This is a genomic window from Streptomyces sp. NPDC005803 (genome assembly GCF_040630435.1).
Lineage (GTDB): Bacteria > Actinomycetota > Actinomycetes > Streptomycetales > Streptomycetaceae > Streptomyces.
In genome coordinates this window covers 19,687-42,331 of the sequence record NZ_JBEXXO010000019.1, presented here as the reverse complement: position 1 = coordinate 42,331, position 22,645 = coordinate 19,687, and the positions used below count along the sequence as shown (strand labels likewise).

General features: G+C 68.7%; 26 protein-coding genes, 1 tRNA gene and 1 riboswitch. Of the genes, 10 read left to right on the top strand and 17 right to left on the bottom strand.

What is annotated here, in order from left to right; genetic code table 11:
* Positions 1 to 8: 8 nt before the first annotated feature.
* The 3 genes from ABZ454_RS25465 to ABZ454_RS25455 all read right to left on the bottom strand — a co-directional run bounded on the left by ABZ454_RS25465 (position 9) and on the right by ABZ454_RS25455 (position 1,220).
* Positions 9 to 329 (bottom strand): multidrug efflux SMR transporter, encoded by a 321-nt coding sequence (locus ABZ454_RS25465; RefSeq protein ID WP_359541166.1) that lies wholly within the window; start codon positions 327 to 329, stop codon positions 9 to 11.
* Positions 330 to 365: 36 nt separating this feature from the next.
* Positions 366 to 431: riboswitch (guanidine-III (ykkC-III) riboswitch) on the bottom strand.
* 84 nt (positions 432 to 515) lie between these two features.
* Positions 516 to 854, bottom strand: a complete 339-nt coding sequence (locus ABZ454_RS25460; RefSeq protein WP_356320147.1) for a co-chaperone GroES — start codon at positions 852 to 854, stop codon at positions 516 to 518.
* 45 nt (positions 855 to 899) lie between these two features.
* A complete protein-coding gene (locus ABZ454_RS25455; RefSeq protein WP_356320149.1) occupies positions 900 to 1,220 on the bottom strand; it encodes a DUF3618 domain-containing protein in 321 nt (106 codons plus the stop codon).
* A gap of 127 nt (positions 1,221 to 1,347) precedes the next feature.
* Here ABZ454_RS25455 and bcp point away from each other — a divergent pair, with 127 nt between their 5' ends.
* The 5 genes from bcp (at position 1,348) to ABZ454_RS25430 (ending at position 5,182) form a co-directional block, all read left to right on the top strand.
* On the top strand, positions 1,348 to 1,815 hold the full coding sequence (gene bcp / locus ABZ454_RS25450; RefSeq protein WP_356320151.1) for a thioredoxin-dependent thiol peroxidase: 468 nt from the start codon (positions 1,348 to 1,350) through the stop codon (positions 1,813 to 1,815).
* Positions 1,816 to 1,974: 159 nt separating this feature from the next.
* Complete coding sequence (proP, locus tag ABZ454_RS25445) at positions 1,975 to 3,471, top strand: glycine betaine/L-proline transporter ProP (RefSeq protein WP_359541162.1); 1,497 nt, start codon at positions 1,975 to 1,977, stop codon at positions 3,469 to 3,471.
* A gap of 155 nt (positions 3,472 to 3,626) precedes the next feature.
* Positions 3,627 to 4,253, top strand: coding sequence for an HNH endonuclease (locus ABZ454_RS25440; protein ID WP_359541160.1), 627 nt, complete (start codon positions 3,627 to 3,629; stop codon positions 4,251 to 4,253).
* Entirely contained in the window at positions 4,250 to 5,092 is an 843-nt protein-coding gene (locus tag ABZ454_RS25435; RefSeq protein WP_359541158.1) for an HNH endonuclease, read from the top strand. The genes ABZ454_RS25440 and ABZ454_RS25435 overlap by 4 nt, the downstream gene beginning before the upstream one ends.
* A 15-nt stretch (positions 5,093 to 5,107) precedes the next feature.
* Positions 5,108 to 5,182 (top strand) — tRNA-Leu (locus ABZ454_RS25430).
* 49 nt (positions 5,183 to 5,231) lie between these two features.
* Here the strand turns inward: ABZ454_RS25430 and rdgB are convergent.
* From rdgB to ABZ454_RS25410, 4 genes are all read right to left on the bottom strand, one after another.
* Entirely contained in the window at positions 5,232 to 5,834 is a 603-nt protein-coding gene (gene rdgB, locus ABZ454_RS25425) for an RdgB/HAM1 family non-canonical purine NTP pyrophosphatase (RefSeq protein ID WP_359541156.1), read from the bottom strand.
* Positions 5,835 to 5,866: 32 nt separating this feature from the next.
* Positions 5,867 to 6,259, bottom strand: a complete 393-nt coding sequence (locus tag ABZ454_RS25420) for a hypothetical protein (RefSeq protein ID WP_356320158.1) — start codon at positions 6,257 to 6,259, stop codon at positions 5,867 to 5,869.
* Between the two features lie 118 nt (positions 6,260 to 6,377).
* Positions 6,378 to 7,115, bottom strand: a complete 738-nt coding sequence (rph, locus tag ABZ454_RS25415; RefSeq protein WP_356320159.1) for a ribonuclease PH — start codon at positions 7,113 to 7,115, stop codon at positions 6,378 to 6,380.
* Between the two features lie 131 nt (positions 7,116 to 7,246).
* Positions 7,247 to 7,480 carry a PTS glucose/sucrose transporter subunit IIB gene (locus tag ABZ454_RS25410; RefSeq protein ID WP_018517946.1) on the bottom strand — a complete coding sequence of 78 codons (234 nt, stop codon included), beginning with the start codon at positions 7,478 to 7,480 and terminating at the stop codon, positions 7,247 to 7,249.
* 222 nt (positions 7,481 to 7,702) lie between these two features.
* Here ABZ454_RS25410 and ABZ454_RS25405 point away from each other — a divergent pair, with 222 nt between their 5' ends.
* Complete coding sequence (locus ABZ454_RS25405) at positions 7,703 to 9,013, top strand: PTS transporter subunit EIIC (RefSeq protein ID WP_356320160.1); 1,311 nt, start codon at positions 7,703 to 7,705, stop codon at positions 9,011 to 9,013.
* A gap of 265 nt (positions 9,014 to 9,278) precedes the next feature.
* Positions 9,279 to 10,544 (top strand): PTS transporter subunit EIIC, encoded by a 1,266-nt coding sequence (locus tag ABZ454_RS25400; protein WP_356320161.1) that lies wholly within the window; start codon positions 9,279 to 9,281, stop codon positions 10,542 to 10,544.
* A gap of 77 nt (positions 10,545 to 10,621) precedes the next feature.
* On the opposite strand, the gene ABZ454_RS25395 is transcribed toward ABZ454_RS25400, so the two are convergent.
* The 8 genes from ABZ454_RS25395 to clpS all read right to left on the bottom strand — a co-directional run bounded on the left by ABZ454_RS25395 (position 10,622) and on the right by clpS (position 16,574).
* Complete coding sequence (locus ABZ454_RS25395) at positions 10,622 to 11,374, bottom strand: MBL fold metallo-hydrolase (RefSeq protein WP_359541152.1); 753 nt, start codon at positions 11,372 to 11,374, stop codon at positions 10,622 to 10,624.
* A gap of 322 nt (positions 11,375 to 11,696) precedes the next feature.
* Positions 11,697 to 12,647, bottom strand: coding sequence for a cysteine synthase (locus ABZ454_RS25390; RefSeq protein WP_356320165.1), 951 nt, complete (start codon positions 12,645 to 12,647; stop codon positions 11,697 to 11,699).
* The gene (locus ABZ454_RS25385; RefSeq protein WP_356320167.1) at positions 12,647 to 12,925 is read right to left on the bottom strand and encodes a MoaD/ThiS family protein; all 279 of its coding nucleotides are present in this window, start codon (positions 12,923 to 12,925) and stop codon (positions 12,647 to 12,649) included. The genes ABZ454_RS25390 and ABZ454_RS25385 overlap by 1 nt, the downstream gene beginning before the upstream one ends.
* Before the next feature lie 122 nt (positions 12,926 to 13,047).
* The gene (locus ABZ454_RS25380) at positions 13,048 to 13,173 is read right to left on the bottom strand and encodes a putative leader peptide (protein WP_359541149.1); all 126 of its coding nucleotides are present in this window, start codon (positions 13,171 to 13,173) and stop codon (positions 13,048 to 13,050) included.
* A gap of 133 nt (positions 13,174 to 13,306) precedes the next feature.
* On the bottom strand, positions 13,307 to 13,738 hold the full coding sequence (locus ABZ454_RS25375; protein ID WP_359541147.1) for a M67 family metallopeptidase: 432 nt from the start codon (positions 13,736 to 13,738) through the stop codon (positions 13,307 to 13,309).
* A gap of 90 nt (positions 13,739 to 13,828) precedes the next feature.
* Entirely contained in the window at positions 13,829 to 15,265 is a 1,437-nt protein-coding gene (locus tag ABZ454_RS25370) for an amino acid permease (RefSeq protein ID WP_359541145.1), read from the bottom strand.
* Between the two features lie 318 nt (positions 15,266 to 15,583).
* Entirely contained in the window at positions 15,584 to 16,213 is a 630-nt protein-coding gene (locus ABZ454_RS25365; RefSeq protein ID WP_359541143.1) for a DUF2017 domain-containing protein, read from the bottom strand.
* A 55-nt stretch (positions 16,214 to 16,268) separates the two neighbouring features.
* On the bottom strand, positions 16,269 to 16,574 hold the full coding sequence (gene clpS, locus ABZ454_RS25360; protein ID WP_136201957.1) for an ATP-dependent Clp protease adapter ClpS: 306 nt from the start codon (positions 16,572 to 16,574) through the stop codon (positions 16,269 to 16,271).
* Positions 16,575 to 16,685: 111 nt separating this feature from the next.
* On the opposite strand from clpS, the gene ABZ454_RS25355 reads away from it, so the two are divergent.
* Together ABZ454_RS25355 and ABZ454_RS25350 are read left to right on the top strand one after the other, a co-directional pair.
* Positions 16,686 to 18,014: a nicotinate phosphoribosyltransferase gene (locus ABZ454_RS25355; RefSeq protein ID WP_359541141.1), complete on the top strand. Its 1,329-nt coding sequence runs from the start codon at positions 16,686 to 16,688 to the stop codon at positions 18,012 to 18,014.
* Between the two features lie 268 nt (positions 18,015 to 18,282).
* Positions 18,283 to 18,867 carry an isochorismatase family protein gene (locus ABZ454_RS25350; RefSeq protein ID WP_356320178.1) on the top strand — a complete coding sequence of 195 codons (585 nt, stop codon included), beginning with the start codon at positions 18,283 to 18,285 and terminating at the stop codon, positions 18,865 to 18,867.
* A gap of 16 nt (positions 18,868 to 18,883) precedes the next feature.
* Here ABZ454_RS25350 and ABZ454_RS25345 read toward each other — a convergent pair whose 3' ends face one another.
* A complete protein-coding gene (locus tag ABZ454_RS25345) occupies positions 18,884 to 19,216 on the bottom strand; it encodes a hypothetical protein (protein WP_356320179.1) in 333 nt (110 codons plus the stop codon).
* Positions 19,217 to 19,341: 125 nt separating this feature from the next.
* Entirely contained in the window at positions 19,342 to 21,741 is a 2,400-nt protein-coding gene (locus tag ABZ454_RS25340) for an immune inhibitor A domain-containing protein (protein ID WP_359541139.1), read from the bottom strand.
* Positions 21,742 to 22,111: 370 nt separating this feature from the next.
* On the opposite strand from ABZ454_RS25340, the gene ABZ454_RS25335 reads away from it, so the two are divergent.
* Positions 22,112 to 22,453: a hypothetical protein gene (locus ABZ454_RS25335; RefSeq protein WP_359541138.1), complete on the top strand. Its 342-nt coding sequence runs from the start codon at positions 22,112 to 22,114 to the stop codon at positions 22,451 to 22,453.
* Positions 22,454 to 22,645 lie beyond the last annotated feature (192 nt).

Below are 22,645 nucleotides of genomic sequence, written 5' to 3'. Positions count from 1 at the left end.
CCGCGACGTCAGTGACCCGACGTCGCCTTCAGCCCCACCACCGCCACCAGCAGCAGACAGACGAAGAAGATCCGCGCCGCGGTCACCGGCTCGTGCAGCACCACCATGCCCATCACCGCCGCACCCGCCGCCCCGATACCGACCCACACCCCGTACGCCGTACCGATCGGCAGCGTCCGCGCCGCATGCGACAGCAACAGCATGCTCGCCACGATCCCCAGCCCCGTGAACACACTCGGCCACAGCCGCGTGAACCCCTCGGTGTACTTCATCCCGATCGACCAGGCCACTTCCAGCAGACCCGCGACCACCAGCAGAACCCACGCCACGACAGCACCTCCGACGACACAGCACACGGACAACACGGTGCGTCGTCTTTGCGCAATCCCGGTACGGCGCGTCTCGTCGGGGTCACACCACCGTAGCAAAGGGACAGCAAAAGGCCTGGTGACCGCAGTCACCAGGCCTCACACACCGCCATCCGGGCCCCGGCACACGGCCCCAGCCCGGACGGGCTACAGATACAGGCCGGTCGAGTCCAACGAACCCTCGAAGCGGTCCGCGGCCACCGCATGCAGATCCCGCTCCCGCATCAGCACGTACGCCACGCCCCGCACCTCCACCTCGGCACGGTCCTCGGGGTCGTACAGCACCCGGTCCCCCGGCTCCACCGTGCGCACGTTCTGCCCCACCGCGACCACCACGGCCCACCCCAGCCGGCGACCCACCGCGGCCGTCGCCGGAATGAGGATGCCGCCGCCGGAACGCCGCTCGCCCTCGGGTGAATCGGACCGGACCAGCACACGGTCGTGCAGCATCCGGATGGGCAGCTTGTCGTCGGTGTTCTCGCTCACGCCCCGCAACCTACCTGGCCGACCGCGCACCGCGCGCCCTCGGGGTCAGCGCTTCTTGCGCCGCCCCGACACGGTGAGCAGGCCCACCACGCCCACCGCGAGCAACACCACCGGAATCACACGCTCCAGACGCGGCGCACCCTCCTCCGACACGAACTGCGCCTTCACGTCCGACACCGTCCGGTTCACCGCGACGAACGCCCGCCCGGCCGTCCGGTCCACCGTCCCGGCCACCTTCGCCTTCGCGTCACCGATGATCGTCTTCGGGTGCACCCGCACTCCGATCTCGTCGAGCACCACCGCGAGCTGCTCACGCCTGGTGATGATGTCCGCCTCGATCTGCGCAGGGGTCCTGGCATCCGACACTGCGCCGCCTCCGTGGTCCTCGTCCGGTAAACCTTCATCGACAGTCTGTCAGTTCCACCGCTCCCGCACCCGGCGGCACCCCTATTACCCTCGGTCCCGTACACCCCACGTACCAACGAGGAGAACCATGAGCGAGCGACTCCAGCCCGGCGACACCGCCCCCGCCTTCACCCTCCCCGACGCCGACGGGAACGACGTCTCGCTCGCCGACCACAAGGGCCGGAAGGTCATCGTCTACTTCTACCCCCGCGCCCTCACCCCCGGCTGCACCAAGCAGGCCTGCGACTTCACCGACAACCTCGACGTCCTCGCCGCCGCCGGCTACGACGTCATCGGCGTCTCCCCCGACAAGCCGGAGAAGCTCGCGAAGTTCCGCGAGGAGGAGAACCTCAAGGTCACCCTGGTGGGCGACCCCGCCAAGCAGACCCTGGAGGCGTACGGCGCCTTCGGCGAGAAGAAGAACTACGGCAAGACGGTGCAGGGCGTCATCCGCTCCACGATCGTCGTCGACGAGGACGGCAAGGTCGAGCACGCCTTCTACAACGTGCGGGCCGCCGGCCATGTCGCCAAGATCATCAAGGACCTCGGCATCTGACCCGATCCCCGGAAAAACGGCCGAAACCCCACCCATGCCCTAGGCCGAACGGCCGAAATCATGTGATGGACATCCCAATCCTTCGCCGAATCGGTTTGCGACCGCCATGTCCGCGCAGAAGCCTTTCCTGGAACACCCACTGAGGAAAGGACCCCGGCCATGGCGGCCTCCGACCCCCACCAGGCGGCCGACCCCGACGCGGTCAAACGCCACCCCGCCCTCTTCCGTGCCATCCGCAAACGCCAGAACCCCAAGCTGCGCCGTACGGACATCACCATCACGGACGACCAGGCGGTCAAGAGGGCCGTCAAAGCCGCATCCCTCGGCAACGCCATGGAGTGGTTCGACTTCGGCATCTACTCCTACCTCGCCGCCACCCTGGGCCACGTCTTCTTCCCCTCCGGGAACGACACGACCCAGCTCCTCTCCTCCTTCGCCACCTTCGCCGTCGCCTTCCTCGTACGGCCCCTCGGCGGCATGTTCTTCGGCCCCATGGGCGACAAGATCGGCCGCAAGAAGGTCCTCGCCCTCACCATGATCATGATGGCGATCGGCACCTTCGCCATCGGTGTCATCCCCTCCCACGACGCCATCGGCGTCTGGGCCCCGGTCCTCCTCATCTTCTTCCGGATGCTCCAGGGCTTCTCGACCGGCGGCGAGTACGGCGGCGCCTCCACGTTCATCGCCGAGTACGCCCCCGACAAACGACGCGGCTACTTCGGCAGCTTCCTCGAATTCGGAACCCTCGCCGGATACGTCGGAGCGGCCGGCCTGGTCACCGCGCTCTACGCGCTCCTCGACGACACCCAGATGGAGGCGTGGGGCTGGCGCGTCCCCTTCCTCGTCGCCGGACCCCTCGGCCTCGTCGGCCTCTACCTGCGACTGCGCCTCGACGAGACCCCCGCCTTCCAGAAACTGGAGGGGGGCACCGCTCACGCCACCGAGGCCGCCGACGGCGTGGAGACGACCGCCAAGGGCGACCTCGCCAAGATCTTCCGCGACTACTGGCCGACGCTCATCCTCTGCATCTGCCTGGTCGGCGCGTACAACATCACCGACTACATGCTGCTGTCGTACATGCCGACGTACCTCTCCGACGAACTCGGCTACAGCGAGACCCACGGCCTGCTCATCCTGCTCGCCGTCATGGTCTTCCTGATGCTGATCATCAGCCAGGTCGGCAAGCTCTCCGACCGCTTCGGCCGCAAGCCGCTCCTCATGACCGGCATGCTCGGCTTCCTGATCTTCTCCCTCCCCGCCTTCCTCCTGATCCGCCAGGGCAGCATCCCGGCGATCACGATCGGCATGCTCCTGCTGGGCCTCTCCCTGGTCTGCATGCTCGGCACGATGTCCGCGGCGCTCCCGGCCCTGTTCCCGACCAACGTCCGCTACGGGTCCCTGTCGGTGGGCTACAACCTGTCGGCGTCGCTCTTCGGCGGTACGACCCCGCTGGTCATCACGGCCCTGATCAGCGTCTCGGGCACCAACCTGATGCCGGCGTACTACGCGATGGCGGCGGCCCTGGTCGGCGTGATCGCGGTGGCCTGCATGAAGGAGACCGCCAACAAGCCGCTGGCGGGCTCGCCCCCGTCGGTGGAGACGAGCCAGGAGGCGGAGGACCTGGTCGCGGCCCAGACACCGGACCCGAAGTTCTGAACCGTCCCGCACGGAGAATGGCCCGCCCCGCTTCGGTTGCCGCCGAAGCGGGGCGGGCCATTCCGCATCTTGTCGGATATCGGACGTGACTCTCCGATAAACGGTTCGTTACTCCGTACGAGGCCGCAAACGAGCGGCCGGATGCAGAGGGGAACATGCCGATTCGGTATACCCGCGAACTGCTCGAAGAGGCAGCGCGCGAGACGATGAACGCGAATGATGCTGTGCGGTGGTGCGGGGGGACGCCTACGCCGGGGAGCCGGAGCTATCTGCGGAGGAAGATGGCGGAGTGGGGCATCGACATCTCGCACTTCGCCGACACGAGGGGGCGCCACACCAAAGAGAAGCTGCGCGAACTCGCCGCCAGTTCCGGGAGCGTGGCCGAGGTCGTGCGTCGCCTGGGCATCAATCCGGTGGGCGGCAATCACGCACATATCAGCCGCCGCATCACAGCGCTCGGGATCGACACATCGCACTTCGTGCGCACACCGCCTCGTCGCCCCAAAGGGGCGCTGGGAAACCGCCTGACGCTCGGCTCCCCCTCGGACGGGCGGGTTCCCGGCCAACGACTACGTCGGGAGCTCGTCCGAACGGGGATGGGCGATGAATGTGCCGCCTGCGGCAACAAGGGCGAGTGGCAAGACGAGCCACTCCGACTCGAAGTGGATCACATCAATGGCGACTGGTGGGACAACCGCCCGGAGAATCTCCGGATCCTGTGCCCCAACTGCCATGCCGCGACCGATACTTACCGCGGCCGCAAGCGCAGGAAGGCGCTATGAGCGGCAAGTACCCCCGTGATTTGCTCGCACGAACCGCCGCCGCCGCAACCAGCCTCGTCGACGTCCTGCGCCGCCTCGACGCGCCGCTGGGCACCAGGTCGTGCCGCTACGTGCACGACCGGCTCCAGCACTACGCCATCGACACGTCCCACTTCGTCGAGGAGGCCTTACCGGATCGAGAGCACCACGCGTACCCGGAAGAGGTCCTTGCCGAAGCCGCCGCCCACTCCCACAGCATCCGGGAGATGTTCGAGTACATGGGCCTGCCACCAAGCGACAGCCCCTACGGCTATGTACGCAGGAAGCTCGATCGACTCGGGATAGATACGTCCCACTTCACCAGCGGGCGCCGATACGGGACTCCTTCCACGCCGCGTCACGAGTTGGCCGCCGCGGTAGTCGAGTCACAAAGCCTCGCCGGTGTGCTGAGCGCTCTGGGCCAAGTAGACAACGGCGGCGCTCGCGCCCGCCTGAAACGGGATATTGAGGCGTATGGCCTGTCAATCGACCACTTCACCGGCCAAGGCCATTCGGCCGGCACACGCTCTTCGCACCGCAAATCCGCCGCCAGCATCCTCGTCCGCCTGGAGGACGGGGCATACCGAACGCGTACGCAGTTCCTGAGACGAGCACTTGACGACGTCGGGGTTCCTCGGGAATGCGCGAGATGCGGAACTGGCGAGACATGGCGGGGAGGCCGGCTCGTCCTGGAGATCGATCACATCAGTGGCGACAGATTGGACAACCGGCTCGAGAACCTTCGCTATCTCTGCCCTTCATGCCACAGCCAAACAGCTACTTTCTCCAATCGCACCCGCTCGACCTCCCCGAAGCGGTAAGCTAGTCAACGGTATGCGCCCGCACGCCAACTGGTTTGAGCGGCGGCCTTTAGGTGGCCGTGTCTGTCGGTTCGAATCCGACCGGGCGTACCCGACAGTGAGATGCCCGGCCCCTCCCGAGGGGTCGGGCATCTTCGCGTCACCCCACCAACTCCCGCACCACCGGCACCAGCGCCCGGAACGCCTTCCCCCGGTGGCTGATCGCGTTCTTCTCCGCCGGGGTCAGTTCCGCACAGGTGCGGGTCTCGCCCTCCGGCTGGAGGATCGGGTCGTAGCCGAAGCCGTGCGTACCGGCGGGGACATGGCGCAGGGTGCCCAGGAGCCGGCCCTCGACCACGCGTTCCGTGCCGTCGGGGAGGGCGAGGGCGGCGGCGCAGGCGAAGTGGGCGGCGCGGTGGGGGGCGTCGATGTCGGAGAGCTGGGCGAGGAGCAGGCCGAGGTTGGCCTGGTCGTCGCCGTGGGTGCCGGACCAGCGGGCCGAGAAGATGCCGGGGGCGCCGCCGAGCACGTCGACGCAGAGGCCGGAGTCGTCGGCGATGGCGGGGTGGCCGGTGGCCCGGGCGAGGGCGTGGGCCTTGAGGAGGGCGTTCTCGGCGAAGGTGACGCCGGTTTCCTTGACGTCGGGGATCTCCGGGTACGCGTCCGCGCCGACGAGTTCGTGGGTGAGGCCTGCGTCGGCGAGGATCGCGTGGAGTTCGGTGATCTTCCCGGCGTTGCGGGTGGCGAGGATGAGGCGGGTCATGGGTCGATTATCGCCGCGCCGGGGTGAGGCGGTTACGGGGTGCAGACCTTGCCGATCTCCGTCGCCGCGTCGGTGACCGGGGTGATGTCGGGGGTGGCGTCGCCCTTGTCGATGGCGTCGCGGACGTTGCCGACGCCGGACTGGAGGTCGTCGACGGCCTTGCTGAGGTCGGCGTCGTCGGTCTTGTCGCCGAGGTTGCCCAGTTCCTTCTGGATCTCGTCGAGCGCTTCGGAGGCCTGGGTGGGGTCGCTGGAGGCGTTGGCGACGGCCTGTCGGAGGTTGTCGACGCTGGTGGCGATGGCGTCGGCGGTGCGGACGCAGTCGAGCGTCTTGTCGAGGGCGCCGCAGCCGGCCGCGGCGGTGACGGTGAGGAGTGCGGCGGTGATGGTCAGGGCGGTGCGGTGGTGCCGGTGACGCGCGGCCATGGTGTGGGTCCCTCCCCGGGTGCGGATACGCGGACGGGCGCACGGTTCGACCCGTGCGCCCGTATGCGTATCGACGCGGTGCGGGGGGACTTGGTTGCTTCTTTACCCGCCCGCGTTCCTACTCGCCGAGGGTGCGGGCGAGGGCGTCGTTCTGGAACCGGGTGAGGTCGACGCAGCCGGTGGTGGCGAGGTCGAGGAGGGCGTTCAGCTCCTCGCGGTCGAAGGGCTGGGCCTCGGCGGTGCCCTGGACCTCGACGAAGCGGCCGTCGCCGGTGCAGACGACGTTCATGTCGGTCTCGGCGCGGACGTCCTCCTCGTAGCAGAGGTCGAGGAGGGGGGTGCCGTCGACGATGCCGACGCTGACGGCGGAGACGGTGCCGGTCAGCGGCTTGCGGCCGTGCTTGATGATCTTCTTGCCCTGGGCCCAGGTGATGGCGTCGGCGAGGGCGACGTAGGCGCCGGTGATGGCCGCGGTGCGGGTGCCGCCGTCGGCCTGGAGGACGTCGCAGTCCAGGACGATCGTGTTCTCGCCGAGGGCCTTGTAGTCGATGACGGCGCGCAGGGAGCGGCCGATGAGGCGGCTGATCTCGTGGGTGCGGCCGCCGATCTTGCCGCGTACGGACTCGCGGTCGCCGCGGGTGTTGGTGGAGCGGGGCAGCATGGAGTATTCGGCGGTGACCCAGCCTTCGCCGCTGCCCTTGCGCCAGCGGGGCACGCCTTCGGTGACGGAGGCGGTGCAGAAGACTTTGGTGTCGCCGAAGGAGATGAGTACGGATCCTTCGGCGTGCTTGCTCCATCCGCGTTCGATGGTGACGGGGCGGAGCTGGTCGGGGGTGCGGCCGTCGATACGAGACATGGCGTCGACTTTATCGGGTGCGGGGTGGGGGTCGTCGCGGTGTGCGGGGCCGGGTAGACCGCAGGCCCCGTCCTGGTGGGGCGGGGCCTGTGGGGGGCCGGGCGGTTGGTCCGGCCGGGTTCAGCGGTGGGTCACATCATGTCTTCGATGTCGGCGGCGATCGGGTCCGCGTCGGTGCCGATGACGACCTGGATCGCGGTGCCCATCTTGACGACGCCGTGCGCGCCTGCGGCCTTGAGCGCGGCTTCGTCGACCTTGCTCGGGTCGATGACCTCGGTGCGGAGGCGGGTGATGCAGCCTTCGACCTCTTCGATGTTCTCGATTCCGCCGAGCCCGGCGACGATCTTCTCAGCCTTGCTGGCCATGGCCTTCTCCCTGGTTCTTCACGTTCGTGCGACGGCCCACCCTGGGTCCGTTTCGTCACGGTAACGCACGGTTGGCCCAACTTCGCGAGCGAGTGTCCGAACCATCACCAATGATGACGATCACCGGCGCCCTGTCTTCCGGGCGGGCTCCGCACCGTACCGCAACTGGTCTACACCAGTTTGCAACAGCCGCCAAACGAGGCCTGTTCCGGGAGGACGCCGATGAGCTCAAGCAGCGCAGCGATCCCACAGAAGAAGTGGTGGAACGGTCTCTTCCAGGGTCTCCAGAAGATGGGGCGCAGCCTTCAGCTCCCGATCGCCGTCCTGCCGGCGGCGGGCATCCTCAACCGGCTCGGCCAGCCGGACGTGTTCGGTGACGAGGGTCTCGGCTGGGACAACATCGCCAAGGTGTTCGCGGCGGCGGGTGGTGCGCTGCTGGACTCGGGTCTGGGCCTGCCGCTGCTGTTCTGCGTGGGTGTCGCGATCGGTATGGCGAAGAAGTCGGACGGGTCGACGGCGCTGGCGGCGGTGACGGGCTTCCTCGTCTACTACGCGGTGCTGCACGCGTTCCCGGTGGACTGTGCCAGCGGCTCGACGTTCACCACGGGCGGTACGTGGTTCGGTACGTGCGTCACGGGCGACGCGAAGGTGACGGCGGCGGAGTACCAGAACCCGGGGGTGTTCGGCGGCATCGTGATGGGTCTGATGTCGGCGTGGTTCTGGCAGCGGTACCACCGGGTGAAGCTGGTGGACTGGCTGGGGTTCTTCAACGGGCGCCGGCTCGTGCCGATCATCATGGCGTTCGTCGGTCTGCTCTTCGCGGCGTTGTGCGCGTGGGTGTGGCAGCCGATCGGCGACGGTCTGACGAGCTTCTCGAAGTGGCTGGTGGACCTGGACTGGGCGGGTTCGGGCATCTTCGGCGTGGCCAACCGCGCGTTGCTGGTGATCGGCCTGCACCAGTTCCTGAACACGTTCGTCTGGTTCCAGTTCGGCGACTACACCAAGCCGGACGGGACGATGGTGCACGGTGACATCAACCGGTTCCTGGCGGGGGACCCGACGGCCGGTCAGTTCCTGACGGGCTTCTTCCCGATCATGATGTTCGCGCTGCCGGCGGCGGCGCTGGCGATCTACCACTGCGCGAAGCCGCATCGCCGCAAGGCGGTCGGCGGCATGATGGTGTCGGTCGGCCTGACGTCGTTCGTGACGGGAATCACGGAGCCGATCGAGTACTCGTTCCTGTTCGTGGCGCCCCTGCTGTACGCGATCCACGCGGTGCTGACGGGTGTGTCGATGGCGGTGACGTGGGCGATCGGGGTGAAGGACGGTTTCAGCTTCTCGGCGGGCCTGATCGACTACGTCATCAACTGGAGCCTGGCGACGAAACCCTGGCTGATCATCCCGGTCGGGCTGGGGTTCGCGGCCTTGTATTACGCGATCTTCCGGTTCGCTATCACCAAGTTCAACCTCCAGACGCCGGGCCGTGAGCCCGACGAGGTGGAGGAGGAGATCGAGAGGGATCTCACGAAGTAGCTGTTCGGCGGGGTGCGCGCCCCGCTCGGCCAAGGCCCTCGGACCGTCCGGTCCGGGGGCCTTCGCCATGTCACCGTGCGTGGGTGATGGCTCCTGCGAAGTAGTCGGAAATTGCAGGTTCCTTATCTAACCCTCACCGTGCTACAACTGGTCTACACCACTCAGTGGTCCAGACCACGCGCCGCCGCAGCGGCGCGTTTCTCGAGTCGCCGCCCACCAGAAACCCCCGTATCCCTGGCGGCGCCTTGTCCAATGGAGGAAGTTGATGTCCACGGCTGGCACCGCTCCCGCGGTCACCAAATCGAAGGGCGCCGGCGTGATGGCGGTCATGCAGCGCATCGGCCGCAGCCTCATGCTGCCGGTCGCGGTGCTGCCCGCGGCCGCGCTGCTGGTCCGGCTCGGCAACGCCGACATGCTCGGCCGCGAATCGTTCCCGACCGTCATCACGAAGCTCGCGGGCTACATGGCCGCGGGCGGTGGCGCGCTCCTGGACAACATGGCGCTGCTGTTCGCCGTGGGCATCGCCATCGGCTTCGCCAAGAAGTCGGACGGCTCGACCGCCCTCGCCGCGGTCACCGGCTACCTCGTCTTCCAGAAGGTGCTCGCCACCTTCACCGACAGCAACCTGCCGCAGGTCGCGAGCGTCGTGGACGGCAAGATCGTCATGAACGACGCCCCGGTCAACGCCGGTGTGCTCGGCGGCGTCGTGATGGGCATAGTCGTGGCCCTGCTGTACCAGAAGTTCTACCGGACGAAGCTGCCCGACTGGGCGGGCTTCTTCAGCGGCCGCCGCCTGGTCCCGATCCTGTCCGCCTTCGCGGGCCTGGTCATCGGCATCGTCTTCGGTCTGATCTGGCCGGTCCTCGGTGCGGGCCTGCACAACTTCGGTGAGTGGCTGGTCGGCTCCGGTGCGGTCGGCGCGGGCATCTTCGGTGTCGCCAACCGTGCGCTGATCCCGGTGGGCATGCACCACCTGCTGAACTCCTTCCCGTGGTTCCAGGCCGGCGACTTCGACGGCAAGCACGGCGACATCGCCCGCTTCCTGGCGGGCGACCCGCAGGCCGGGCAGTTCATGACCGGCTTCTTCCCGATCATGATGTTCGCGCTTCCCGCGGCCTGCCTCGCGATCGTCCACTGCGCCCGCCCCGAGCGCCGCAAGGTCGTCGGCGGCATGATGTTCTCGCTCGCCGCCACCTCGTTCGTGACCGGTGTGACCGAGCCGATCGAGTTCACGTTCATGTTCATCGCCCCGGTGCTGTACGCGATCCACGCGGTCCTGACCGGTGTCTCGATGGCCCTGACCTGGGCACTCGGCATGAAGGACGGCTTCGGCTTCTCCGCGGGGCTGGTCGACTTCCTGCTGAACCTCGGCATCGCGTCGAAGCCGTGGCTGCTGGTCCTGGTCGGTCTCTGCTTCGCGGTGATCTACTACGTGGTCTTCCGCTTCGCGATCACCAAGTTCAACCTGCCGACGCCGGGCCGTGAGTCCGACGAGGAGCTCGCGGAGCTCCTCAAGGCCGAGGCCAAGTAGTCCGTACGACGACGGCGCGAAGCCCTCACCTTCCCGGCGGAAGGTGAGGGCTTCGTCGTGCGTGGGGCGAGCGCGTCCTAGATCTCGTAGACCGCGCCCGGTACCGCCAGCTCCACGGGGCCGTCGAAGACCTCCTGGGCGTCGGTCAGGTTGCGGCCGGCGTCGGTCCACGGCGGGATGTGGGTGAGGACCAGCCGGCCCACCCGCGCACGGGCGGCGAGCTCGCCGGCCTCGCGGCCGTTGAGGTGGAGGTCCGGGATGTCCTCCTTGCCGTGGACGAAGGAGGCCTCGCAGAGGAAGAGGTCGGCGCCCTCCGCCAGCTCGTCCAGCGCCTCGCACGTGCCGGTGTCGCCGGAGTAGGCGAGCGAGCCGCCGCCGTGCTCGATGCGGATGCCGAACGTGTCGACGGGGTGGCGGAGCTTCTCCGTACGCACCGAGAAGGGGCCGATGTCGAACGAGCCGGGCTTCAGGGTGTGGAAGTCGAAGACCTCGCTCATCGCGTGGTCGGACGGGGTGTCGGCGTGGGCGGTGGTGAGCCGCTGCTCCGTGCCGTCGGGGCCGTAGACCGGGATGCGGGCCGGGCGTCCGCCGTCGTGCGGGTAGTAACGCACGACGAAGTACGCGCACATGTCGATGCAGTGATCGGCGTGGAGGTGGCTGAGGAAGATGGCGTCGAGGTCGTAGAGACCGACGTGGCGCTGCAGCTCGCCGAGGGCGCCGTTACCCATGTCGAGGAGCAGCCTGAAGCCGTCGGCCTCTACGAGGTAGCTCGAGCATGCCGATCCCGCGGACGGGAACGAGCCGGAGCAGCCGACGACGGTGAGCTTCATGGAGCGTGAACCTCCGAGACGTGGGAACGGGGAGGGTTCGTGCGGTCTGTTGAGCGGTTCGTCGAGCGTAAGGCGCGAAAGAGCTGGTCGCTCCTTCGGAGTGTGTCGTTGTGGGGGAACTCACCTGCCCTGTCACCGGTTCGATGGAAGGGCGCGCGCCTCGGGCGGGGGGGTTCGGGTGTGTGTGCGGGGTGCGTCCGCGGCGGGCGGGCTGTCCTCACCTCCGCCCCCGCGGGCCCCTCCGGGAACGGCGGACGCCGGGGGCCGGGACCGGTGTCGGTCCTGGCCCCCGGCGTCCGGGGCGGGTGCGGTGCGCGGGCGGCTACGCCCAGAGCTGGCCCTGCAGCGTTTCGATGGCCGCTTGTGTCGTGGGCGCGGTGTAGACGCCCGTCGACAGGTACTTCCAGCCGCCGTCGGCGACGACGAAGACGATGTCGGCCGCTTCTCCGGCCTTGACCGCCTTGTTGCCGACGCCGATCGCGGCGTGGAGCGCGGCGCCGGTGGAGACGCCCGCGAAGATGCCCTCCTGCTGGAGGAGTTCGCGGGTGCGGGTGACGGCGTCGGCGGAGCCGACGGAGAAGCGGGTGGTGAGGACCGAGGCGTCGTAGAGCTCGGGGACGAAGCCCTCGTCGAGGTTGCGCAGGCCGTAGACGAGGTCGTCGTAGCGGGGCTCGGCGGCGACGATCTTGATGCCGTCGACGTGTTCGCGCAGGTAGCGGCCGACGCCCATGAGCGTGCCGGTGGTGCCGAGGCCGGCGACGAAGTGGGTGATCGAGGGGAGGTCGGCGAGGATCTCCGGGCCGGTGGTCGCGTAGTGGGCGCCCGCGTTGTCGGGGTTGCCGTACTGGTAGAGCATGACCCAGTCGGGGTGCTCGGCCGCGAGTTCCTTGGCGACGCGGACGGCGGTGTTGGAGCCGCCGGCGGCCGGGGAGGAGATGATCTCGGCGCCCCACATGGCGAGCAGGTCGCGCCGCTCCTGGGAGGTGTTCTCCGGCATCACGCAGACGATGCGGTAGCCCTTGAGCTTGGCCGCCATGGCGAGGGAGATGCCGGTGTTGCCGCTGGTGGGTTCGAGGATGGTGCAGCCGGGGGTGAGCCGGCCGTCCTTCTCCGCCTGTTCGACCATGTGGAGCGCGGGGCGGTCCTTGATCGAGCCGGTGGGGTTGCGGTCCTCCAGCTTGGCCCAGATGCGGACGTCGTCCGACGGTGACAGCCGCGGCAGGCGGACGAGCGGGGTGTTGCCCACTGCGGCGAGCGGGCTGTCATAGCGCATCAGTTCATGCCGCCGGCGACGGCCGGGAGGATGGTGATGTTGTCGCCGTCGCTGAGCTTGGTGGAGATGCCGTCGAGGAAGCGGACGTCCTCGTCGTTGAGGTAGACGTTCACGAAGCGGCGGAGCTGGCCGCCGTCGACGATGCGCTCACGGATGCCGGCATGGCGGCTCTCCAGGTCCGTGAAGAGGTCGGCGAGGGTGTCCCCGTTGCCTTCGACGGCCTTGGCGCCGTCGGTGTAGGTGCGGAGGATGGTCGGGATGCGGACCTCGATGGCCATGGCGTGGGCTCCTGTCGAAGCGGAGTGGTGGCGGTGGGCGTGGGGCGTGCGGCTCGGCCCCCGCGCAGGGGTCGGTGCGTGGAGCGGGCGTCCGGTGGGGCGGCGCCGGGCCTCGGCCCGGCTCAGGCCTCGCGGCGGGCGGTCCGGTGGTTCGTACAGATCGCGCTGGCGAGCCGGCACAGGTCGACGTGCAGGCGCGCCACGAGCAGCATGCCCGGCGTCTTTTCGCTCACGTCATGGGGAACCATGCGCTCATCGTATCGATTCCCGGTCCGGGGTCCGGTAGGTGATCTCACCTGGTGGATGGACGGCGTTCGGCAGGTGGACAGGGCCGGGTATCCGGCCCTGTCCGGCCGCTGCGGGCGGGCGCCGTGGACGGGGTCAGGGCGCGGGGAGCGCGTCGACGACCTCGACGTCCTCCTCGGTGATCTCGCCGTCGACGATGCGGTACGAGCGGAACTGGAAGGGCCCCGCCCCGTCGGCGTCGGCGGTCGAGACGAGGACGTAGTGGGCGCCGGGTTCGTTGGCGTACGTCACGTCGGTGCGGGAGGGGTAGGCCTCGGTCGCCGTGTGCGAGTGGTAGACGATCACGGGCTCCTCGTCGCGGTCGTCCATGTCGCGGTAGAGCTTGAGGAGGTCGGCCGAGTCGAATTCGTAGAACGTGGGCGAGCGGGCCGCGTTGAGCATGGGGATGAAGCGTTCGGGGCGGCCGGTCCCGGCGGGCCCGGCGACCACGCCGCACGCTTCGTCGGGGTGGTCGGCGCGGGCGTGGGCGACGATCTGGTCGTACAGCGCCTGGGTGAGGGTCAGCATGGCGCCCAGGATAGGACGACGGGCCCCCGCGTACCGAGGAGTGGTACGCGGGGGCCCGCATCGTGGACTCGCCGGCTCGGGGCGCGCGGCTCAGCGGCCGGTGAAGGCCTTGTTCTCGGGGTTGCGGGCCTTGAGGACCAGATAGGAGACGCCGAGGATCAGGGCCCACAGCGGGGCGCAGTAGAGCGAGATCCTGGCGTCCTTGTCGACGCCCATCATGACGATGACCATGCCGATGAAGGCGAGGGCGAAGACGCTGGTGTACGGGGCGCCGGGGGCCCGGAAGGTGGACTGCGGGAGGACGCCGCGGTCGGCGAGGCGGCGGTAGCGGATCTGGCTGACCAGGATCATGATCCAGGCCCACATGCCGGAGATCGTGGCGAAGGAGACGACGTAGGTGAAGGCGTCTCCGGGCCACTGGTAGTTGATCCAGACGCCGACGAGCATGAGGGCCGCGGAGACGGTGGTGCCGACGAGGGGGGTGCCGCTCTTCGTCAGCCGGGTGAAGAACTTCGGGCCCTGGCCGTTGAGCGCGAGGTCACGCAGCATGCGGCCGGTGGAGTACATCCCGGAGTTGCAGGAGGAGAGCGCGGCGGTCAGGACGACGAAGTTGACGATGCCCGCGCCGAGCCCGAGGCCCATCTTCTCGAAGGCCTCGACGAACGGGGAGACGCCCGGTGAGAACTCGGTCCAGGGGACGACCGAGAGGATCATGATGAGGGCGCCGACGTAGAAGACGGCGATGCGCCACGGCACGGTGTTGATGGCCTTGGGCAGGACGGTCTTGGGGTCCTTGGACTCACCCGCGGTGACGCCGACGAGCTCGACGGCCAGGAAGGCGAACATCACGATCTGCAGGGTCATCAAGGTGCCCTTGATGCCGTGCGGGAAGAATCCGCCGTCGGACCACAGGTGGGTGACGGACGCGGTGTCGCCGGCGTCGGAGAAGCCGAGGGTGAGAATTCCGGCGCAGATGAGGATCATGCCGACGATCGCGGTGACCTTGACCATCGAGAACCAGAATTCGAGTTCACCGAAGAGTTTCACGGAGATCAGGTTCACGCCGTACAGGATGATCGTGAAGATCAGTGCGGACACCCATTGCGGAATGTCGAACCAGAAGGTCATGTACTGGGCCGCTGCGGTGACTTCGGTGATTCCGGTGACCACCCAGAACAGCCAGTAGGTCCAGCCGGTGACGAAGCCCGCGAAGGGGCCGACGAATTCGCGTGCGTACTCGGAGAACGAGCCCGAGACCGGGCGGTACATGAGGAGTTCGCCGAGCGCCCGCATGATGAAGAAGATCACCAGGCCCGCGATGGCGTACGCCAGGATGAGGCTCGGCCCGGCCTTGGCGATGGCTTTGCCCGCGCCGAGGAAGAGGCCGGTGCCGATGGCCCCGCCGATCGCGATCATCTGGATCTGGCGGGCTCCGAGGGCCCGCTGGTAGCCCTCGGAGGAAGTGGTGGCATCCGCGGCTGCCGCGTGCGGGCCCTGTCCCTTGTCGTCGACCTGCGCCGATGTCATGTGGTGCGCCTTTCTCCACGCTGATCCGCGCCTTTCGGCCGCGGATCAGGTCCTGATCCCCCCGGATACGGATGGAGTGCCGTCGGCGGTCGCCGACTCGTAGCGCCTACCCGGGAACAGGGGTGGCGTCCCCGAGTGGTCGTGAAGATTTATCACGGACACATCGGTGATCCACCGGACATTATGTGGCGCACACCACAGGAAAAAGCGGACAACGGGGGCCGGGTGCTGCAAAAAAGACCGATCAGGTGACGCGATCGTTATTCGGATTTGAGCGTCCGTTGAGCGAACACGGAGCAGTCCCGCGAGCGCGTGGCGTTACGGCATCAGTGTTTCGACGAGTGTTTCCTGGAGGGCGCCCAGCCAGAGGTAGGCCATGACCATCGGCTTGCGCGGGTCGCTGTCGGGCAGCCGGTAGAGGGAGCCGTCCTCGCCCCCGTCCTCGCCGGAGACCTCCAGCCGGGTGCCGATGGTGAGCCGGAGGTCGTTGAGGGAGCCCAGCCAGTTGCGGCTTTCGTCGGCGGTGAGCGTGAGTACGGCGGTGCCGCCCTCCCCTCGCCCGCCCTTGCCGGAGTCGCCGCGTGACGCCCCTTCCGGCTGCGGCGTGAGCGCGTCGAGGGTGCGGACGACGACGAGGGCGTCGTCGCGCTTGCGGGTGCGCAGGTCGTTCTCGGTGAAGCGGCGGAACTCGGCCGACGCCTCGCGCAGTTCGGTGTCGTCGTCGCCGTAGGCCTCGGGGAAGAGGCGGGCCAGGGCGGGGTCGGAGGGGGGTTCGCTGGGGCCCTCGGCGAAGAGGGCGGCGAGCGGGTCGGCGCCCTCGGCGGGTTCGTCGCCGGGACCGATGAGTTCGAGCAGCTGGACGGCGAGGGAGCGCAGGATCGCGATCTCCACCTCGTCGAGCGCGACGGCCGCGCCGCCGCCGGGGGTGGCCTCGAAGTGGCCGGCCATGGGTTCTCTCCGATGGTGGTCGGGCGGTGCGGGGAGCGGGTGCGGGGCGGGAGTGCTAGTTGCGGTCCTGGGTGAGGGTGGCCCACAGTCCGTAGCCGTGCATGGCCTGGACGTCGCGTTCCATCTCCTCGCGGCTGCCGCTGGAGACGACGGCGCGGCCCTTCTGGTGGACGTCCAGCATCAGCTTGTGGGCCTTGTCCTTGGAGTAGCCGAAGTAGGCCTGGAAGACATAGGTCACGTAGCTCATGAGGTTGACCGGGTCGTTGTGGACCAGCGTCACCCAGGGGACGTCGGGCTCGGGGACGACGAGGCTGTCCTCGGCCGATTCGGGACGTTCGATCTCTACGGGGGCGACGCTCACCTACCCCATGCTGCCACCCGGGAGGGTGCATCGCACAAACGGGGCCGGTGGCGCGGCGGGCCCGGCACCCCCATCTCGTCACTTTGACGAAATAGGGGTAGCATCCCCGGCATGAACTCAGCGGACCTTGGGCGACGGGTCGGTGTGCCGTCGACCGCGCTCTTCACCGACCAGTACGAGCTCACGATGGTGCAGGCCGCGCTGAAGGGCGGCACCGCCGGCCGGCGCTCGGTCTTCGAGGCGTTCACCCGCCGGCTGCCCGAGGGGCGGCGCTACGGCGTCGTCGCGGGCATCGGGCGGGTCCTGGACGCGGTGGAGAACTTCCACTTCGACGACGAGATGCTCACCTTCCTGCGCGACCAGAACGTCGTCGACGGGCCCACGCTCGCCTATCTGGCCGATTACCGGTTCAGCGGCGACATCTGGGGCTACCCGGAGGGCGAGGTCTACTTCCCGGGCTCGCCGATCCTGCGGGTCGAGGGCTCCTTCGCCGAGTGCGTGCTGCTGGAGACGGTGATCCTCTCGATCCTCAACCACGACTCGGCGATCGCCGCGGCGGCCTCCCGGATGTCGGCGGCCGCGGGCGGGCGCGGGCTGATCGAGATGGGCGCCCGGCGCACGCACGAGCTGTCGGCGGTGGCCTCGGCGCGTGCCGCGTACATCGGCGGCTTCGACACCACGTCCGACCTCGCCGCGGGTTTCCGCTACAACATCCCGACGGTCGGCACGAGCGCCCACGCGTTCACCCTGCTGCACGACTCCGAGCGCGACGCGTTCCGGGCCCAGGTCGACTCGCTGGGGCGGGACACGACGCTGCTGGTCGACACGTACGACGTCACCACGGCGGTCCGTACGGCGGTCGAGGTCGCCGGCACGGAGCTGGGGGCGGTACGGATCGACTCGGGCGACCTGCTGCTGGTGGCGCACCGGGTGCGCCAGCAGCTGGACGAGCTGGGCGCCACCGGGACGAAGATCGTGGTGACGTCGGACCTGGACGAGTACGCCATCGCCTCGCTGGCCGCCGCGCCGGTGGACGCGTACGGGGTGGGCACGCAGCTGGTGACCGGCAGCGGGCACCCCACCTGCTCGATGGTCTACAAGCTGGTCGCCCGCGCTGCCTCGGCCGATCCGGCCGACGAGCTGCGGCCGGTGGCGAAGAAGTCGCTGGGCGCGAAGTCCTCCAAGGGCGGCCGCAAGTGGGCGGCCCGCCGGCTGGACGAGGACGGGGTGGCCGAGGCCGAGGTCATCGGCACCGGTCCGGTCCCGGCGGAGCTGGCCGGCCGGCAGTTGCTGGTCGAGCTGGTCAGGGGCGGCGAGGTGGTCGCGCGCGAGCCGCTGGACGCGGCACGGGAACGGCACATCGCCGCGCGGGCGGGGCTGCCGATGTCCGCGAGGCAGCTGTCGCGTGGAGAGCCGGTGATTCCCACGGAGTACGTATGAGCGGGTGCGGTCCGGTACGGGGGTGAGCGGGTGCGGTCCGGTGCGGGGGCCGGGGCGCGGTCGTCCCGTCCTCGGTCGCCGCACGGGCTCGACGAAGCCCGGCCGGTCCGGTTCGGGGCCGCCCCCGAAGGATGGTTTTCCCGCGCGCTCGGTTTCGCCCGGATCGGCGCTCCCCCTCCCTAAGCCGGGCCGCATTCTCTAGGCTCGATGTCACCCCCGTCACCCCGTGACCACCGCTCGCCCACTCCCCCACCGAAGGACACCCGCCATGCACCGCGCCCTGATCGTCGTGGACGTCCAGAACGACTTCTGCGAGGGCGGGAGCCTCGCCGTGGCCGGGGGCGCCGATGTGGCCGCCGCCATCACCGACCTGATCGGTGAGGCCCAGCCGGGTTACCGGCACGTGGTGGCCACCCGCGACCACCACATCGACCCCGGCGACCACTTCTCGCCGGAGCCGGACTTCGAGCACTCCTGGCCCGCGCACTGCGTCGCCGGTACGGAGGGGGTGGGCTTCCACCCGAATTTCGCCCCGGCGGTCGCCTCCGGGGCGATCGACACCGTCTTCGACAAGGGTGCGTACGCCGCCGCGTACAGCGGCTTCGAGGGCCAGGACGAGAACGGGACGGGGCTCGCCGAGTGGCTGCGTGACCACGGGGTCACCGAGGTGGACGTGGTCGGCATCGCGACCGACCACTGCGTCCGGGCCACCGCGCTCGACGCCGTCCGTGAGGGCTTCGCCACGCACGTACTGCTGGATCTGACCGCGGGCGTCGCCGAGGCGAGCACGGACCGGGCGCTGGCCGAGCTGCGCGACGCGGGCGTCGTGCTCTCCGGCAAGCCCGCGCTCTGAGCCGCCGGCCCGGCGCTCAGCCCTGCGGGGCCGGCTGTGCGGGCCTCAGCAGCGCCCGTATGGGGTGCCAGAGCTCCTGGGCCCGCTCGGGTCTCGCGCGCCACAGCAGGCCGTCCGGGTGGTGCAGGACGGCGGTGATCTCGTCCGGGGTGGGCGGCTCGGCGTTGCCGCGGAGGTAGACGGCGCGCAGGCCCAGATTGCGCAGCCGGGTCAGTGCGCGGGCCCGGTTGGCCGCGTGCACCAGGACGCGCACCGGGGTGTCCGGCCCTACGCCTCCCGCCGGGCTCGACAGTGTGATCGCGACGACCACACTGCCGTTCGGCAGTTTGCTGAATCCTCCGCCGGCCATGCTCCGCGCTCCCCCCGTGAGACGTCGTGTCAATAAGAGTCCGAACAAGAGGCACCTAAACACGATCGGCCGCCGCCCGCTAGAGGGCGACGGCCGATCATGCTTTGACCTGCTGTTTTACCGAATTACTTGTGCGAGGGACCCACCTGGACGGTCATCGTGGAGCCGTCGAGCGGCTCGCTGATGATCGAGATCCGGGTGTTGGTGTCAGTAACCTGCACGCTTCCGGTCTTGTTCTCCTTGTACCAGTAGGTGCCCTTGTGGTCGTCGAAGGCCGGAACGCCGAGCTGCGGCTTGATCTTCGTGGCCACGTCACCGTTGTGCAGCGTGAAGCCGTCGGTGGGGTACCAGCTGAACGGAGCGTCGAAGGGCTGGATCTTGTTGCGGATGACCGAGCCGTCCGCCCACTTCAGCGGCTTGGCGTGCGCGTCGATCGGCAGGATCAGGCCCTGACCCGGGTGGGCCGAGACGTTGTTGTCCTTCTGCGAGCCGTCCCACAGCCAGATCAGCAGGCCGTTCTGGTACGGGTAGTGCTCGACCCAGTCCGGACGGGTGTTGGCGAAACCGAAGTTGTACGGGCCGACCTTGAGGGTCTGGTCGTACGAGACGTACTGGCGGTTCTCCGCGATGTAGCGCTGCTGGTAGTCCTTGGTGAAGGACGAGCCCACCCGGGAGAAGCCCTTGGCGGTCCAGCCGTTGTCGTCGCCCTCGGCGTTGTCCGAGAAGAGGACGGCGCCGTCGGCGTTGACCGCGATGGTGTCGGCCGCGAAGCCGACGCCGCCCGCGCCGCCGTCGGTGGTGTAGCGGAAGCGGATGTCGATCTTCTTGCCCGCGTAGGCGTTCAGCGAGTACGACAGCTTCTGGTACGAGCCGGAGACGTCGGTCAGGGCCGGCTTGTCACTGGCGTCGCGCGGGATGGCCTGGCCGTTGGCGGTGCCGTCGAGCGCGGTCCAGCTGGTGCCGCCGTTGTCCGACACCTCGGTGTAGAGGTAGTCGTAGTCCTTCTCGATGTCCCACCAGCCCGCGAGGTCCAGGGACGCGGCGGACTTGCCGGTCAGGTCGACCGAGCGCGACAGGGTGTTGTTGAGGTTGTCGCCCATGTCGCTCCACCACTGCTTGGCGCCCTCGGCGGGCGTCGTGACGGCGGTGGTGACGGCCTTGTCCGGCAGCTCGACGACGAGCGCCTGCTTGTTGCTGGTGTTGTACTCGGACACGCCCAGCTTGTGGGTGGACTTCGTCGCGGCCTTGGCCACGTCGTAGTCCAGCCAGCCCAGCTGGAACTTGTCCCAGGCGGTCATGTCGCCGGGCAGGTCACCGATGCTGTTCTTACCGGTGCCGAGCCAGGAACCGGCCGACATCAGCGACCAGAAGCCGACCGAGTTCTCGGCGGTGTTGGTCGTGTCGTACAGGTCCGGCAGGCCGAGGTCGTGGCCGTACTCGTGGGCGAAGACGCCCAGGCCGCCGTTCTCGGGCTGCGCGGTGTAGTCGCCGACCCAGATGCCGGTGTCACCGATCTGGGTGCCGCCGGCCTTGTTGTCGGCCGGGCCGGTCGCGCCCGCGTTGGTGCCGTAGGCGTACCAGCGGTGCGCCCAGATGGCGTTGGTGCCCTCGACGCCGCCGCCCGCGGACTCGTCCTCGCCGGCGTGCACGATCTGGAAGTGATCGATGTAGCCGTCGGGCTCGTTGAAGTTGCCGTCACCGTCGAAGTCGTAACGGTCCCACTGGTCGTACTGGGCGAGATCCGCCTTGATCTGCTCGGGCGTACGGCCCTTGGCCTTCTGGTCGGCGGCCCAGGCGTTCACGCCGTCCTTGATCATGTCCCAGGCGTTGGCGCAGTTGGTCAAACCGCAGTAGTTCGAGCCGTAGCGGGCCTCGTTGTACGGGACCTTGACCCAGTCGGAGACCTCGCCGTCGACCGAGTAGCGCCCGGAGGACGTCTTCTCGTAGTACGTCTTGAGCGAGTTCTTGCCGGCCCCCTCGCCGAAGTACAGGTCCTGGAAGTGGGCCTGGTTGTAGTCGGCCTGCCAGGCGGTGCTGTTGTCCTTCGCGGGGTCCGGCTTGGCTATCTTGTTGTGCGCCGGTCCGGGCGTGCCCCCGTACTTCTTGACGGCGGGCTTGGGGCCGGCGCCGTCCGGGTCGAACATGGTCGTGTTGTCGACCTGGTCACCGAACTCCACCAGGACGGTGAAGATCTTGTCGGTCTTCTGGCGCTGGACCTCGGAGTACTTGTTGTCGTCGAGCTTGACGACCTTGGAGCCGTTGCGTGCCAGCACCTTCTTGTCGCCGGATATGACCTTCTCCAGGGCGGCCTGACGCTGGGCGTCCTGCTGCTTGCTGAAGGGGCCTTCCAGGTTGTGCGCGTCGCCCTTGGCCGACCCCGGGTCCCGGCGGTCGACGGCGGAGGCGGCGGCGCCTGACGCCTGGTCATCCGCCTGAGCGGTGGCGAAGGCGGATGCGGTGGCGGCGGTCGCGGCCATGGCCACGACAACCGCCCCGGTGCGAAGCGCCCGTCTTTTAATGATCACGTGATGCAGTCCTCCCCGGCGCCCGCGGCTACGGCCTTGGAGGTGTGAAGGGGCCGCGCGCGGTAACGCGTCACAAGTGACGACATTCGACCGGAGTTACGGAATAAAAGACAGACCTTGACTTGAACAGACCAAGTGCACTATGCAGGAGCGCGTTTCCGCTATCCGGACGACCGCTCCCCGCCCGACCGGCGCGCTCAAACCCCCCATCGGTGCGCGGCGTGACTCCGTGCGCCCCCCGTGCACCGGTACCGTGGGTTAGGTTACGCTTACTACCTGTTCCGCTCGGGCATTCACCGTCGTAGAGTCACTTGACAGCGAGAGCGTGTCGAGAGACTGCCCATCCGACGTCCCGAGGACGGATATTGCCATGCCGCGACCTACTGCTGCACAGCTCTCCTACGGTTCGGTGACCGTCGTCTTCTCGACCCTCGCCATGCTGCTGCTGTCCCGTACCGAATCGGGCATCGGCATCGCCGTCATCGGTACGGCCGCGCTCGCGCTCGGCCTGCTGGTGGCCGTCACCGTCCCCCTGCCGACCCGCAGGAACACAGCGAAAGCGGCGAAGACGAGGGCCGCGGTGTCCGCACACCGCGACACCGTCCCCGCCGCTGCCGAACCCGGGGGCCGCACCCTCGACACCGCACAGTCCAGGATCCCTGCCGCACGCGCCGCGTCCGAGCGGGTGGGCGAGCATTCGCTGAGGCGCTGACGGCTGGCACGGACGGGAAAATGCTGGCGCGCTTTCCCGTCCGGTTCGTCTGAGACCGTGACCCATGGGGGGGGTGCACAGGGTCTGCAACCGAACGAGCTTCGGCCGGGGGCCGCCCGAGGCGCGTCCAAGAACTGGCTCCTGACCGCGCACCGGTCCGGTCTGTCGCCGACCGGGCGCGAATGGTCAACT

Excerpts from the sequence above, each read along its gene's own strand:
- bcp (WP_356320151.1), top strand. The coding sequence starts at position 1,348 with ATGAGCGAGCGACTCCAGCCCGGCGACACCGCCCCCGCCTTCACCCTC.
- proP (WP_359541162.1), top strand. The coding sequence starts at position 1,975 with ATGGCGGCCTCCGACCCCCACCAGGCGGCCGACCCCGACGCGGTCAAA.
- ABZ454_RS25440 (WP_359541160.1), top strand. The coding sequence starts at position 3,627 with ATGCCGATTCGGTATACCCGCGAACTGCTCGAAGAGGCAGCGCGCGAG.
- ABZ454_RS25435 (WP_359541158.1), top strand. The coding sequence starts at position 4,250 with ATGAGCGGCAAGTACCCCCGTGATTTGCTCGCACGAACCGCCGCCGCC.
- rdgB (WP_359541156.1), bottom strand. The coding sequence starts at position 5,834 with ATGACCCGCCTCATCCTCGCCACCCGCAACGCCGGGAAGATCACCGAA.
- ABZ454_RS25420 (WP_356320158.1), bottom strand. The coding sequence starts at position 6,259 with ATGGCCGCGCGTCACCGGCACCACCGCACCGCCCTGACCATCACCGCC.
- rph (WP_356320159.1), bottom strand. The coding sequence starts at position 7,115 with ATGTCTCGTATCGACGGCCGCACCCCCGACCAGCTCCGCCCCGTCACC.
- ABZ454_RS25410 (WP_018517946.1), bottom strand. The coding sequence starts at position 7,480 with ATGGCCAGCAAGGCTGAGAAGATCGTCGCCGGGCTCGGCGGAATCGAG.
- ABZ454_RS25405 (WP_356320160.1), top strand. The coding sequence starts at position 7,703 with ATGAGCTCAAGCAGCGCAGCGATCCCACAGAAGAAGTGGTGGAACGGT.
- ABZ454_RS25400 (WP_356320161.1), top strand. The coding sequence starts at position 9,279 with ATGTCCACGGCTGGCACCGCTCCCGCGGTCACCAAATCGAAGGGCGCC.
- ABZ454_RS25395 (WP_359541152.1), bottom strand. The coding sequence starts at position 11,374 with ATGAAGCTCACCGTCGTCGGCTGCTCCGGCTCGTTCCCGTCCGCGGGA.
- ABZ454_RS25390 (WP_356320165.1), bottom strand. The coding sequence starts at position 12,647 with ATGCGCTATGACAGCCCGCTCGCCGCAGTGGGCAACACCCCGCTCGTC.
- ABZ454_RS25385 (WP_356320167.1), bottom strand. The coding sequence starts at position 12,925 with ATGGCCATCGAGGTCCGCATCCCGACCATCCTCCGCACCTACACCGAC.
- ABZ454_RS25380 (WP_359541149.1), bottom strand. The coding sequence starts at position 13,173 with ATGGTTCCCCATGACGTGAGCGAAAAGACGCCGGGCATGCTGCTCGTG.
- ABZ454_RS25375 (WP_359541147.1), bottom strand. The coding sequence starts at position 13,738 with ATGCTGACCCTCACCCAGGCGCTGTACGACCAGATCGTCGCCCACGCC.
- ABZ454_RS25370 (WP_359541145.1), bottom strand. The coding sequence starts at position 15,265 with ATGACATCGGCGCAGGTCGACGACAAGGGACAGGGCCCGCACGCGGCA.
- ABZ454_RS25365 (WP_359541143.1), bottom strand. The coding sequence starts at position 16,213 with ATGGCCGGCCACTTCGAGGCCACCCCCGGCGGCGGCGCGGCCGTCGCG.
- ABZ454_RS25355 (WP_359541141.1), top strand. The coding sequence starts at position 16,686 with ATGAACTCAGCGGACCTTGGGCGACGGGTCGGTGTGCCGTCGACCGCG.
- ABZ454_RS25350 (WP_356320178.1), top strand. The coding sequence starts at position 18,283 with ATGCACCGCGCCCTGATCGTCGTGGACGTCCAGAACGACTTCTGCGAG.
- ABZ454_RS25345 (WP_356320179.1), bottom strand. The coding sequence starts at position 19,216 with ATGGCCGGCGGAGGATTCAGCAAACTGCCGAACGGCAGTGTGGTCGTC.
- ABZ454_RS25335 (WP_359541138.1), top strand. The coding sequence starts at position 22,112 with ATGCCGCGACCTACTGCTGCACAGCTCTCCTACGGTTCGGTGACCGTC.